Origin of the sequence: Kitasatospora sp. NPDC087861 (genome assembly GCF_044742585.1) — a bacterium.
Taxonomy (GTDB): domain Bacteria; phylum Actinomycetota; class Actinomycetes; order Streptomycetales; family Streptomycetaceae; genus Kitasatospora.
The window spans coordinates 103,366-116,538 of sequence record NZ_JBIUUS010000015.1; the positions used below are offsets into that span (position 1 = coordinate 103,366).

9 protein-coding genes are annotated in these 13,173 nt (G+C 73.8%); 5 read left to right on the top strand and 4 right to left on the bottom strand.

What is annotated here, in order from left to right; genetic code table 11:
- Window positions 1–84: 84 nt before the first annotated feature.
- From ACIOJE_RS21790 to ACIOJE_RS21800, 3 genes are all read right to left on the bottom strand, one after another.
- Window positions 85–2,379: an ABC transporter ATP-binding protein/permease gene (locus ACIOJE_RS21790; protein WP_280678989.1), complete on the bottom strand. Its 2,295-nt coding sequence runs from the start codon at window positions 2,377–2,379 to the stop codon at window positions 85–87.
- Between the two features lie 195 nt (window positions 2,380–2,574).
- A complete protein-coding gene (locus ACIOJE_RS21795; protein WP_280678991.1) occupies window positions 2,575–2,931 on the bottom strand; it encodes a DUF5132 domain-containing protein in 357 nt (118 codons plus the stop codon).
- A gap of 312 nt (window positions 2,932–3,243) precedes the next feature.
- Window positions 3,244–4,944, bottom strand: a complete 1,701-nt coding sequence (locus tag ACIOJE_RS21800) for a DUF885 domain-containing protein (RefSeq protein WP_400777991.1) — start codon at window positions 4,942–4,944, stop codon at window positions 3,244–3,246.
- 211 nt (window positions 4,945–5,155) lie between these two features.
- On the opposite strand from ACIOJE_RS21800, the gene ACIOJE_RS21805 reads away from it, so the two are divergent.
- Genes ACIOJE_RS21805 through ACIOJE_RS21825 form a run of 5 tightly spaced genes read left to right on the top strand, consistent with a single transcriptional unit; the run spans window position 5,156 to window position 11,674 of the window.
- Window positions 5,156–6,739: an ABC transporter substrate-binding protein gene (locus tag ACIOJE_RS21805; RefSeq protein ID WP_400777992.1), complete on the top strand. Its 1,584-nt coding sequence runs from the start codon at window positions 5,156–5,158 to the stop codon at window positions 6,737–6,739.
- 13 nt (window positions 6,740–6,752) lie between these two features.
- Entirely contained in the window at window positions 6,753–7,721 is a 969-nt protein-coding gene (locus tag ACIOJE_RS21810) for an ABC transporter permease (RefSeq protein WP_400777993.1), read from the top strand.
- Between the two features lie 7 nt (window positions 7,722–7,728).
- Window positions 7,729–9,579, top strand: a complete 1,851-nt coding sequence (locus tag ACIOJE_RS21815) for a dipeptide/oligopeptide/nickel ABC transporter permease/ATP-binding protein (RefSeq protein ID WP_400777994.1) — start codon at window positions 7,729–7,731, stop codon at window positions 9,577–9,579.
- Window positions 9,576–10,367, top strand: coding sequence for an ABC transporter ATP-binding protein (locus ACIOJE_RS21820; RefSeq protein WP_400777996.1), 792 nt, complete (start codon window positions 9,576–9,578; stop codon window positions 10,365–10,367). Before ACIOJE_RS21815 ends, ACIOJE_RS21820 begins: the two co-directional genes overlap by 4 nt.
- A complete protein-coding gene (locus tag ACIOJE_RS21825) occupies window positions 10,364–11,674 on the top strand; it encodes an NAD(P)/FAD-dependent oxidoreductase (protein WP_400777997.1) in 1,311 nt (436 codons plus the stop codon). Before ACIOJE_RS21820 ends, ACIOJE_RS21825 begins: the two co-directional genes overlap by 4 nt.
- Here ACIOJE_RS21825 and ACIOJE_RS21830 read toward each other — a convergent pair.
- The gene (locus tag ACIOJE_RS21830) at window positions 11,664–12,785 is read right to left on the bottom strand and encodes an alpha/beta hydrolase (RefSeq protein ID WP_400777999.1); all 1,122 of its coding nucleotides are present in this window, start codon (window positions 12,783–12,785) and stop codon (window positions 11,664–11,666) included. The two genes, ACIOJE_RS21825 and ACIOJE_RS21830, sit on opposite strands and share 11 nt — an antisense overlap.
- Window positions 12,786–13,173: the final 388 nt, after the last annotated feature.

The window sequence follows — 13,173 nt, forward strand, 5'->3', positions numbered from 1 at the left end:
TGGGCGGGCGTGCGCGCAGGGCACGCCGGGCCCCGCCGGCCGCGGTGACGTCACGCGGTCGGCGGGCGGGCGCTGCTGCGGTGCTCAGGCGGCGATTTCGCCGGCCTGGAGCCGCCAGAGGGATGCGTAGAGTCCGTGCTGGGCGAGGAGTTCGTCGTGGGTTCCCTGCTCGGCCACGACGCCGCCCTTGTCCATGACGTAGATCCGGTCGGCGTGGCGGACGGTGGAGAGCCGGTGGGCGATCACGACCATGGTCCGCTCGGCGGCGAACCTCCGGAGCGTGCGCTGGATGGCGGCCTCGGTCTCGTTGTCCACGGCGGAGGTGGCCTCGTCGAGGATCACGACGGGCGCGTCCTTGAGGATCGCCCGCGCCAGGGCGATCCGCTGCCGCTGGCCGCCCGAGAGCGCGGCGCCGCGTTCGCCGATCACCGTGTCGTAGCCGTCCGGCAGCGTCGCGACGAAGGCGTGCGCCTCGGCCATCGTGGCCGCCTTGACCACGGACTCGTCCGAGGCCCCGAAGCTGCCGTAGCGGATGTTGTCGGCGATGCTGCCGTCGAAGAGGAACGGGTCCTGGGCGACGAACCCGACCGCGTCCCGCAGGTCCCGGCGCGGCAGGTCGCGCACGTCGCGCCCGTCGAGCAGCACGGCACCGGACTCCGTGTCCTGGAAGCGCATCAGCAGCTTGGCGACGGTCGTCTTGCCGGAGCCGGTGGCGCCGACGAGCGCGGTGACCTGGCCCGCGGGAATGGTCAGTGAGAGGTCCTCCAGCACCGGCGGGCGGCCGGGGTAGGCGAAGGTCACGTCGTCGAGGACGATCTCGCCCCGCACCTTCTCGGTGTCGAGCGGTCCGCCGGTGCCTTCGGTCTCGACGGGCAGGGCCCGCAGGTGGTGGACCCGGTCGTAGGCGGCCAGCGTGCGCTGGTACTGGTCGACGATGCCGCCGAGCCGGTTCATCCGCAGCAGCACCATCTGGGGCAGCCCGATCAGCGGGCTGAACACCTCGAACGGCAGGCTGCCGTTGAGCACCGACCGGCCGCCGATCAGCAGGGTGCCGGCCATCGAGCCGGTCGTGCAGACCCTGACGGTCTCGGCGTGGCGGATCGTGCTCCGGTCGGTCTGCTCGTTGCTCTCCTGGGCCGCCGCGCTCAGCCGGTCGATGCGCTCGGCCTCGTAGTCCTCGGTGCAGAAGCTCTTGACGGTGGCGCCGGCCTCCAGCGTGTTCACCAGCTGGCTGTGCAGCCTGGCCCGGTGCTCACCGGAGACGGCGTAGTCGGCCGTGACCTTGTCCTGGTACCGGAGCGACAGCCAGGCGATGACCGGGATGGGCAGGAAGGCGATCCAGGCGATCTGCGGTGCCAGCAGGAGGAACAGCGGCACCAGGATGGCCAGGCTGGTGCCCAGCTGCAGCACGTCGTTGGCCGAGGTGGCGAAGAAGGTGCCCAGCTGGCGGACGTCGTCGGTGAGCACCCCGGCGATCCGGGTGGTCCGCTCGCCTTCCAGGTGCCGCAGTTCGAGGTGCTGCACGTGCTCGTACGTGCGGCCCCGCCAGTCGTGCTCGATGTCCTGGCCGAGCTGACGCCACTGGAGGTTCGAGGAGTAGGAGAGGCCCGCGACGGCGGCACAGGCGATGGTCACCAGCCCTGCCAGGCCCCAGAGTTGGGCGGACGCGGTGGTCAGGCCGAAACGGACCAGCGGCGCGGCCTCGCCCTTGATGAGCACCAGTGCGGTCCAGCCGAGGAAGGTGCCGAGCGCCATCTCCGAGATCTGGCAGGCGACCGAGAGCGCGGAGGCGCGGTAGAGGCGGCGACGGTGCGGTCCGACGATCTCCAGCAGGGGGTGTCGCCCGGGGGCCCCGGACAGGTCCCTGGTCGCGTCGGCCGTTCGGCGCCAGGCCTTTCGGACGACGGCCGCGGTCGCCGCCGCGACGCCGCCCAGCGCGACCAGCTGCCTGCTCAGCGCCGATCCGCGGATCAGCGCGACGCCGGCCGCCACGCACCCTCCGACGGCGAGCACGGGACGCACGACGACGCCGCGATCCACCCGCGCGGCCGGTTCGGCGCCGGGCCGGTTCGGCGCCCGGCGTCCCGCGCCGGCCGGGCCCTCCGCAACCAGGGTGACGGCTCTGCGGACGATCCGGCCGACGTCCGTGGCACTCACCCGCGCGTCGTGCCGGACGAGGACCCCGCCGGTGACCGGGCTGGCCTGCGCCTCGCGGATCCCGGGGACGCGCCGCAGGGCCGCGGCGAGGACTTCGGCCATCCGGGGCCGCCCGAGGACCAGCTTGACGTCCCAGCGCTGCCGGCCCGGAATGACCGAGCGCGGGCGCACGTCCACATCCACGGAGCGGTATCCGGCTGCGGCACCCAGCAGAGAGGGCATGTGTACGATCACCTGTTTGCGGAGGTCGCGAGAAAACCGTCACGGGCACGACGGAATTGCCGCGACAGGGGCGGGAATTCTTGAGGGGATATTGCTGCTACCGACAGGCCCGCAGCCGACCGCCGCGCGGGAGCCTTGTTCCGAGATTGATCGGAACATGCGCTCACACGGCGGCCGGGGTCGCCGGGCGGGCCGTCAGTGCGCCTTGCCGACGCCGGCGGTCGCGCGGATCTTCGGGCTCCTTGCCTCGTGTTCGGACCGGTCGGCGGCCTCGCTCTTCTCGCCGTGCGGGACGGCGACCTCGGCGGCGCGCCGGCCGTCACCCGAGGGGGCCTCGCCGTCACCGGCGGAGACCTGCGCCGCCACGACCTCGGCGGCCACCTCGGCCGCGAGGTCGTGGATGTTCTCTCCGGCCTCGTGGGCCGCCTTCTTGACCTCCAGGGCGAGGCCGACGGAGGTCTTGACGACGCCTCGCACCAGCGGCTTGAGGAGACGCTTGGCCAGTGGCGCGACGATGAGGCCGACCAGGAAGGGCGGTACTAGGGGCGGCATGATGCTCCATCCTCTCTACGCGGACGTATGACAGGGACCCCGGGCAACTGCGGACGCACCGGAGCACCGCACGACTGGGCGGACGGAAGCACCCGACTCCGGAATTCGACGTTCCCCGCCGGATTTCCCGCCGGGATGAATTCCGCACTCGAGGGACCAACCGCCCGCTCTCGCTTCACCGTAGTCGAGCCGGGTCCGTTGAAGCCAAACATTCCCACCCGGTTTCACTCATGCGAGTGCTCTCGATCTTTCTCTGTAGCTCGAATTGACGAACGCATGCCCACATGACAATCCACTCATATGACTTTCCATTCATTGGGGCGTGCCGAGTTCACGCGTCACCCGCCGCCGGAGGGCGGGAAACGGCAGCCCGCCACCGCCCAGGACCGCCTCGTGGAAGGCCCGCACCTCGAACCCGGCGCCCAGGCCGGCCTCAGCCCGCGCCCGCAGCCGGGCGAACTCCAGGTACCCCGCGCGGTAGGACAGCGCCTGCCCGGGCAGGTCCGTCGAGTACCGCAGCAGGTCCGAGGCGATCTGGGCGTCCGCCTCGGTGGAGTTGGCGCGCATGAAGTCCCGCGCCTGCCCCAGGTTCATGGTGCCGAGGTTGAGCCCGGTGTCGACGACGAGGCGCTGCGCGGTGAACCGCTCCTGCGTGAGGCGCCCGTACGCGTCCCACGGGTCGTCGTAGAGGCCCATCTCCCAGCCGAGACCGGCCGCGTACTCGGCCCAGCCCTCGTTGAACGCGCCGAACTCGGCCACCTCACGGCGCAGCTGAGGCAGCGATCGGTCCTCCGCCTGGCGGGCCAGGTGGAAGTGGTGGCCCGGCGCCAGCTCGTGGTAGATCAGCGAGGCCGCGCCCAGCAGCGACCGCCGTTCCAGGCCCGCGCCGTTGTAGCGGTAGCGTCCGATCGGGTCGGCCGCCGTGGGCTGCTGGTAGTACCCGAAGGTCATCCCCGCCTCCAGCGCCCGGTCCAGCCGGGCCAACCCGTACGGGGCGGCCGGCAGCGCGGCGAACCACCGCGGCAGCGACGGGGCCAGCCGGTCGAGGTACCGGCGGTAGCGGGCCTCGACCTCCTCGGGCGACCGGGCGTACAGCCGGGGCTCGCTCCGCAGCCGCTCGTGGAACTCCTCCTCGGGGCCCGGGAATCCGAGGGCGGTGCGGACCTCCCCCATCCGCTCGGCCAGTTCACGGCACTGCTCGCGACCGAGTTCGTGCAGCCGCTCGGGCGGCGTGTCGCCCCCACTGTGAGTCCGGACGAACTCCCGGTACGCCTCCTCCCCGCCCGCGTACTGCGCCCAGCCGACGGACCGCGGCGCGTCGCGCAGGTAGGCCGGGTCGTCGAGGACGGCGAGCAGGCCGTCGAAGGCCGGTGCCAGCTCGACCTCCACCAGCCGATGCACCCCGTCGCGGAGCCGTCCGCGGTCGGCGCGGCCCAGTCCGCCGAGTCGGTCGTCGTCCACCTCCACCCGGCGCGCCACGGACGCCCGCAGGCCGACGACGGTGGCGCGTGCCCCGGCCAGGGCAGGGGCCGGCACCCGGAAACCGCGTACAGCCTGCTCCGCCGCCTTGTCGGCGATCGAGCCGACCACCCGGGCCAGCTCGTGCAGCAGCGACAAGTACCGCTCGACGTCCGGCCGTTCGGCGAAGCGGAACGGGCACAGGACCGCGTCGACGTACTGCGACAGCGGGAACAGCCGGTACGGCGTGGCCGCGGGCGTCAGCCAGTAGCAACGGTGGGACCGCAGCTCCTGCTCGGCCAACCCCGCGAGGAACGCGGCGGTGTCGGCGTCGGCTCCGGACGACCCCACACCCTCGAGTGCCCGGACCCGCCCGAGCACACCCTCCGCGAACCGCGCCCGCTCCTCGGCCTCGGCGAGCGAAGCCCCGGGGAGCATCTCCACCGGGAGGCCCTGGCGCACCCTCAGCAGTGGATCGCGCTCCAGCAGGAACTCCCAGTAATCGTCGGCCAGTCGACCGAACTCCTCGCCCGACTCGCTCGTCCTCGTGCTCATGCGGCCAGTGTGGCGATGACCGGCCGCCCAGTCGCCCGGTCCGCGGAACCGCGGCCGTACTATCCCTCGAACGGGTGAGACGAACCCGATCGCCCGGGGCCGCGCGAACGGCTCCCGGACGCAGCCACAGGCGGCTTTCGCTCTTCGAACAGAATTGCCACACGCGTCAGTTGACTCGTCAGCGGGACAACTCGGTGGCACCATGGCGCCCATGCCCCGTCGCACCCTGCCGGCCGCCCGTGCGCTCGCCGCCACCGTCACGGCCGTCGCGGTGGCCGGCTGCGGGGGCACCGCCCGGTCCTCGACGAGCACTCCGCTCGTCGAGCACGGGACCGTCCGGATCGCCGCGGCCAGTGAGACGCCGAGCTTCGACCCGTACTCGACCTTCGGCGCCGCCCAGGCCCGCTACGCCTACGACTCGCTGGTCAACCTCGCCCCCGACGGCACCGTGGTCTCCGGTCTGGCCTCCTCCTGGCAGGCCACCACCACCACGGCCACCTTCACTCTCCGCCCCGGCATCACCTGCTCCGACGGCACCCCCCTCACCGCCTCGGCGGTGGCCCGGGCGCTGACGTACGCGGGCGACCCGGCCAACCAGCTCGCCGGCGCCCAGACCGTCCTGCCCGACGTCCCCTTCACCGTGACCGCCGACGACCCGACCGGCACCGTGTCGGCCGGCACCGCCGCCCCCTTCCCCTTCCTCACCCGCACCCTCGGCCTGCTGCCGATCGTCTGCCCCGCCGGACTCGACCGACCCCAGTCACTCGACCGCGCCACCCACGGCACCGGCCCGTACGTCCTGAGCCGCTACTCCCCCGGCGGGCCGTACGAGTTCACCGTCCGCGAGGGCTACACCTGGGGCCCGGACGGCGCGACCACCGCGGCGCCCGGCCTGCCGGCCCGCCTCGTCATCTCGGTGGTGCCCCAGGCCTCCACCACCGCGAACCTGCTGCTCACCGGGGGCGTCGACATCGCGGACGTGAACGGGCCGGACCGCGCCCGGCTCACCGGCCACGGCCTGTCCACCACCGACGTGGCGACCGTCGTCGGAATGACCTTCTTCAACCAGCGCCCCGGCCGGCCGCTGGCCGACCCGGCCCTGCGCCGGGCCCTGGTGTCCGCGCTCGACCGCCAGGGCCTCGCCAACGTCGCCGTCGGCGGCACCGGCCGGCCCGCCACCGACTTCGGCGCCGAGGGCGCCGTCTGCCACGCCGACCTCGCGGCCGCGAACCTGCCGACGCAGGACGCCGCCGAGGCCCTGCGCGCGGCCGGCTGGAACCGTGGCCCGGACGGCCGGTTGACCAAGGACGGCAAGCCGCTCCGGCTGCGCCTGATCACCAGCCCGGACCTCGGACCGACCCTGCCGCCCGCCGCCGAGCTGATGGCCCGGACCTGGACGGCACTCGGCGCGGACGTCAAGCTGGTCACCGAGAGCCTGCCCGCGCTCGTCAACGCCATGTACCAGACCGGCGACTTCGACGTCGTGGTCGGCACCTCACCGGGCTTCGCCCTGCCGGTCGGCTTCGTCCCGTTCTTCTCCGGCCCCACCCCCGCCCAGGGCCTCAACTTCGCGGGCGTCGCCAACCCCGAGTACGACGCCCTGGTCGCCGAGGCCCTCCGGGAGCCGGACACCGAAGGCTGCGGCACCTGGAACCGGGCCGCCGCCGCCCTCTTCCGCTCGGTCGACGCCCTGCCGATCGCGGACGGCCGGAGCACCGTGTACGGCCGGAGCACCACCTTCGCCACCACCTTCGGCGGTCAGCTCGTCCCCACCAGCATCCGCCTCCACCAGTGACCGGGGGCCCACCGTGTCCTTGCCCCATCTGCTGCGGAATCCCTGGACGGCGTTCCTCGGCCGCCGCACGGCCCGGCTGCTCCTCTCCCTCGGGGTCGTGCTCACCGCGTCGTTCGCGATGATCCGTCTCGTCCCCGGCGACCCGGTCCGCGCCGCGCTCGGCGTCGACGCCGCTCCCGCCCTGGTGGCCGAGCGCCGACACCAACTCGGGCTCGACGCGCCGTTCCTGTCCCAGTACCGGGACTACCTGAGCGGCCTCGCGCACGGCGATCTCGGCACCTCGCTGGTCACCGGGACCCCGGTCGCCGAGCTGGTCCGCACCCGGCTGCCGGCCACCCTGGAGATCGCCGGCCTGGCCTTCCTCGTCACCCTCGCCGTCGCCCTGCCCTGCGGGCTGCTCGCCGCCGTCCGCACCCGCGACGGCCGCCACCCGCGCAGTGAGCTGGCGTTCACGGCACTGACCGCCGGGCTGGCCGGAGTGCCGGACTTCGTCCTGGCCGCCGGGCTCACCGCGTTCCTGGCCGTCGGCCTCCAGCTGTTCCCGGTGGCCGGCTCGGCAGGCGTCGAGTCCTTCGTCCTGCCGGTCCTCGCGCTCTCCCTCGCGCCCACGGCCGTCCTGGTGCGCATCGTCCGGGTGGAGGCGCTGAGGGTGCTGTCCGAGGACTACCTGCGCACCGCCCGGAGCAAACGGCTGTCCCCCGCCCGCCGCTACCTGCTGCACGCGGCGCCGAACATGGCGACCGCCGCGCTGACCGTCGCCGGGAGCCTGCTGCCCGCCTTGATCGCCGGCACGGTGCTGGTCGAGAAGGTGTTCGCCTGGCCCGGCATCGGCTCGGCGCTGGCACAATCGGTGGTCACCCAGGACTACCCGGTGGTCCAGGCGATGGTGCTGATCCTGGGCACGACCGTACTGCTCGCCGGCCTCCTGGTCGACGTACTGCTGGCTCTGCTGGACCCGCGCTCGGCGATCAGGGAGAGCTGAGGATCCGATGTCCCTTCCCATCAGGTACCCGCGCTCGCCGATGGCCTGGGCCGCGGCGGCCATGCTGGCGTCCCTGGTCGTGCTCGCACTGGCCGGCCCGCTCCTCTGGGACGCGGCGGCCGACCGGCCCGACCCCACCGCGGTGCTGCAAGGTCCGTCCGCAGCACACCCGTTCGGCACCGACAGCCTCGGACGGGACGTGCTCGACCGCGTCCTGACGGCCACCCGGCCCTCCCTGCTGCTCGCGCTGGCTGCGGTCCTGCTCGGTGCGACCGGGGGCATCCTCCTCGGCGCGTCCACCGCCGTCGTCGGCCGCCGCACCCGCCGGCTGCTCGCCGGGCTGATCAATCTCCTGCTCGCCTTCCCCGCGCTCCTGGTCGCGATGTTCCTCGCGGTCGTGTTCGGCGCGGGCGCCGGCGGGGCGATGCTCGCCCTCGCCGTCTCCAGCGTGCCCGGTTTCGCCCGGCTCGCCCAGACGCTCGCCGCCGCCGTCGCGGGCACCGACCACCTGGCCTCGGCCCGGGTCCTCGGTCTGCGCCGGCACCGGCTGCTGTGGCGGCACGTCCTGCCCAACATCGCCGAACCGCTGCTGCTGAGCACCACCACGGCCGCGGGCACGGCCCTCGTCGCGCTCGCCGGGCTGAGCTTCCTCGGCCTGGGCGTCCAACCGCCCGGCTACGACTGGGGGCAGCTGCTCAACCAGGGACTCGACCGCATCTACGCCGAGCCCCTGCCCGCCCTCGCACCCGGCCTGGCCGTCCTCTACGCGGCGGTGGCGTTCCAACTCCTCGGTGAGGTGCTGGCCGGCGGCGTCGCCCGGCGCAGCCCGGCACCCCGTACGCCCGCTGCGCCGGCCTCCACGAGCGGGCCCGCCGCGGCGGGTCTCGTACTCCAGGTCGAGGACCTCACCGTCGAACTCCCCACCCCGGACGGTGTGATCCGACCAGTGCGCGGCGTGAGCCTGTCCCTGCGGCCCGGTGAGATCGTCGGACTCGTCGGCGAGTCCGGCTCCGGCAAGTCGCTCACCGCGCTCGCCGTCGCCGACCTGCTCCCGGACCGGGCCCGGATCTCCCGGCGGACCCACCGTCTGCTCGGCGCCGACCTCGCCGCCATGACGCCGAAGGAGCGCGAACGCCACCTCGCGACCGGCCTGGCGATGATCTTCCAGAACCCGGCCTCGGCGCTCAACCCGTCGCTGCGCATCGCCACCCAGCTCACCGAGACCGTCCGCACCCATCGCGGCGCGAGCCGCGCCCAGGCGTTGGCGGAGGCCTCCGACGCCCTGCGCCGGGTCGCCCTCCCTCCGGCCGTGCTGCGGGCACGCCCCCACCAGCTCTCCGGCGGCCAGCGCCAGCGGGTGATGATCGCCGCCGGGCTGATGGTGCGGCCCCGCTTGATCATCGCCGACGAGCCGACCACCGCACTCGACGTCACCGTGCAGCGGCAGATCACCCGGCTGCTGTCCGAGATCCGGCGGGACACCTCCGCCGCCGTCCTGTTCATCAGCCACGACGTCGCGCTGGTGGGCGAGTTCTGCGACCGCGTCCTGGTGATGTACGCGGGGACCATCGTCGAGAGCCTGCCCGCCGACCGACTCCCGACCGGCGCCCGGCACCCCTACACCCGGGCCCTGGTCGCGTCGGTACCGGACCTCACCGCGGACCGCGACCGGCCGCTGCCGACAGTGGAGGGCGCCCCGCCCGAGCCGCTCGCTCCCGCCCCGGGCTGCCCGTTCGAGCCCCGCTGCCCGCGCCGCCGGGACCACTGCGCCGAGGAGGCCCCACCGCTGGAGGACCTCGACGCGGTCCACCGGGTGGCCTGCTGGTACCCGGTGGCGGCGGAGGTGTTCGCGTCATGACCGCCCTTCGGCTCACCGACCTCACCGTCCGCCACCACGGCCCGCGCGGCCCCGTCGCCGCCGTGGACGGGGTCTCGCTGGAGATCCCGCCCGGCACCACGCTCGGGCTCGTGGGCGAGTCCGGCTCCGGGAAGTCGAGCCTGGCCCGCGCGATCGTCGGCCTCACCCCCGTGCACGGGGGTCGGGTCCTGCTCGACGGCCGGGAAGTCCGGGCCCGCACCGTCGGCGACCGGCGCCGGCTCGGCCGCCTGGTCCAGATCGTCCTCCAGGACCCGGACACCGCGCTCGACCCCCGGATGACCGTCCGCCAGACCCTCGTCGAGGCCGCCACCGTCTTTCACCGGCTCGACCGGCCCGCCCGTGCCGAGCGCGTCGCCGATCTGCTCGAACTCGTCGGCCTGAACCCCCGGTTCGCGGACCGCCTGCCTCGACAGCTGTCCGGCGGCCAGCGCCAGCGGGTCGCCGTCGCCCGCGCCCTGGCCGTCGAGCCCGGACTGCTGATCGCCGACGAGATCACCTCGGCGCTCGACGTCTCGGTGCAGGCCTCCGTCCTCAACACGATCCGCGACCTCCAGCAACGGCTCGGCCTGTCCATGCTCTTCATCGGCCACAACCTGCCCGCGGTCTGCTACGTCTCCGACGCGGTGGCCGTCATGCGGCACGGTCGGATCGTCGAGACCGCCCCCACCGAGGCCCTGCTGCGCGACCCACGGCACCCCTACACCCGGACGCTGCTCGCCTCCGTGCCCAGCCTGCGCACCTCCCTGCCCGGTGAGAGGCCGTCATGACCACCGGCCGACCGGACGCGGTTGTCGTCGGGGCCGGGGTGATCGGCGCCGCCGTCGCCCTCGAACTCGCCCGCACCGGGCGGCAGGTGGTCGTCGTGGACAAGGCGGGCGCCGTCGGCCACGGCTCCACCAGCGCCTCCAGTGCGATCATCCGGTTCAACTACTCCACCTTCGACGGCGTGGCCACGGCCTGGGAGGCCCAGCACCTCTGGACGTCCTGGCCCGACCACCTGCGGCTCACCGGCCGCCGCCCGCTCGCGGCCTTCCACCGCACCGGCGCCGTGCTGCTCGACTCCCCCGCCGTCACACCGTCCGGGGTCACCGCCCTGTTCGACCGCGCGGGCGTCCGGTACGAACGGTGGGACGCCCCTACGCTGCGCCGGCGCCTCCCCGGGATCGACCCCGGGCGGTACTGGCCGCCGAAGCCGGTGGACGACGACGCCTTCTTCGACGCACCGACCGGCGAGCTCGGCGCCCTCGTCACCCCGGACGCCGGGTTCGTCGACGACCCGCAGCTCGCCGCCCAGAACCTCGCCGACGCGGCGGGTGAGCTGGGCGCGAGCTTCCTGTTCCACCACACCGTGGTGGCCGTCGACCGGCACGCGGACCGGGTGGCGGGCATCCGGCTGGCCGACGGAACGCGAATCGCCACGCCGGTCGTGGTCAACGCCGCCGGCCCGTGGTCGGGAGGCCTCAACCGGCTGTCCGGCGTCGGCAGCGACTTCACCATCGGCGTGCGCCCGTTGCGCGAGGAAGTCCACCAGGTCGTCGCACCGAGCGGCCACACCACCGGTCCCGGACTCGGCCCCGTCGTCGCCGACCTCGACCTCGGCACCTACCTGCGAGCGGCCTCCGGCGGCCACCTCCTGGTCGGCGGTACCGATCCACCCTGCGACCTGCCGGAGTGGATCGACGACCCGGACGAAGCCGACCCCCGCCCCACCGCCCACCGCTTCCGCACCCAGGTCACCCGGGCAGCCCGCCGCTTCCCGGAGATCGGCGTCCCGAACCGGCCCCTCGGGGTCGCGGGCGTGTACGACGCCGCCGACGACTGGACCCCGATCTACGACCGCACCGCCCTCGACGGCTACTACGTCGCCATGGGCACGAGCGGCAACCAGTTCAAGAACGCCCCGCTGGTGGGCCGCTACCTCGCCACCCTGATCGACCTGGTCGAAGCCGGCCACGACCACGACGGCGACCCGGTCCGCTACCGCTGCGAGCACACCGGCAACGTCGTGGACCTGGGCGCCTTCTCCCGCCGGCGCCCGGCCCGGGCCGGCTCCGCCCGCACGGTCATGGGCTGAACGTGCGCAGCTCCCGCACCAGGTCCGCGACCACCCCCACCACGAACCCGGGCGCCTCGGTCGGGAAGTCATGGCCGGTGCCCGCCGGCGTGTACACCACCCGGGACGCGGTCGACGCCGCGAGGTAGCGGGTCCGGGCCCCGAGGTAGAAGCGGCCGACCCGCTCGGCCTCGGCCGCGTCCCCGGCGGCGGCCAGCACCGCCTCGCCACCCGTGAGGTCGCGGGGTATGACCAGCACCAGCGGCAGGTCACCGAGGTCCCCGTCGTAGACCACGGTCTTCCAGCCCACCCCCGCCAGCCCGCCGGGCGAGAGCTCCGCGAAGATCGACGCGGCCGCGCAGTACTGGCCGGTCCGGCCGCCCCGGCCCCGGTGCACACCGAACAGGTGCCGCACCGCCGTCAGCAGGAACTCCCCGCGCATGCCCGCGACCAGCCGGTTGGGCGGCGCGAACGCGATGACCTCCAGGGGTGTCGGATCCAGCAGCACGAGCCCGGCCACCAGGTCCGGCCGCCGCCTGGCGGCATTCGCGACCAGCAGCCCGCCGAAAGAATGGCCGACGAACACGTACGGAGCCCGCTCCCCCGCCGCCTCCAGCGCAGCCACCAGCTCCTCCGCCTCGGCCGCCGTCGTCCTCGGGAAGGGCCCGACATCACTCCAGCCCGAGCCGAACCGGTCGACCAGCACCGAGCGGGTCCGGGCCGCCATCATCGCGTGCAGCCGCCCGAACTCCGCGCCCGGCGCATGCCCACCCGGCATCCAGACCACCGTCGGCCCGCCCCCGGCACCCCCCTCGGCGAGGACGTGCATCCGGTGACCGCCCACGTCGACCAGCGTCCCCGGCACCGGTCGCGCCCCCGACTCGCGGGCCACCAGCACCATGTGCCGCACGGCCCCCGTCAACAGCACCGCACCGACAGCCACCAGGACACCACCGAGCGCCACAACCCACGACCCCGCGTCCAGACCGACGAGCCAGCCACCCGCGCCGACCACCGTCAACGCAACCGGCACGCCCAGCCAGTCCCGGCTCAGCAGGGCGAGCAGCGAGTTCACGACCCGTCCGTCCCAGCACATCGATCCTCCGGCGTAGCACTCGAAACCTGCCGCCATCCGAACCTTTCCCCCATCCGCGCCTTCGAACGCAGGCTCACGGGTCACAACTCGATGCGAACGCACCGCTCATGACCTGCTGCTCGGAGTCACGGCCGCGCATCTCGTAGTCCGCTCTCGCCCGGGCCTTACCCCTGCCGAAAACCTCATCCAGGGCAGCGTCGGTGGGTGGTGTAGTCCCACTTCGCGGCGATGAACCTGCGGTGCCAGGCGAGTAGGGTGCTGGGGGTGACCGGGAAGACCTCGTGCCAGCACCGCCGGGGTATCAGCGCGGACAGGGCGGCGAACCAGAACCGGTCGGCTGGCTCGTAGCGGACCCCGGGCCGGCCAGCTGCCTGCGCAGCACCGCATTCTCGTGCCTCCGCACGAGCAGCTCCGCGCCCTTCGC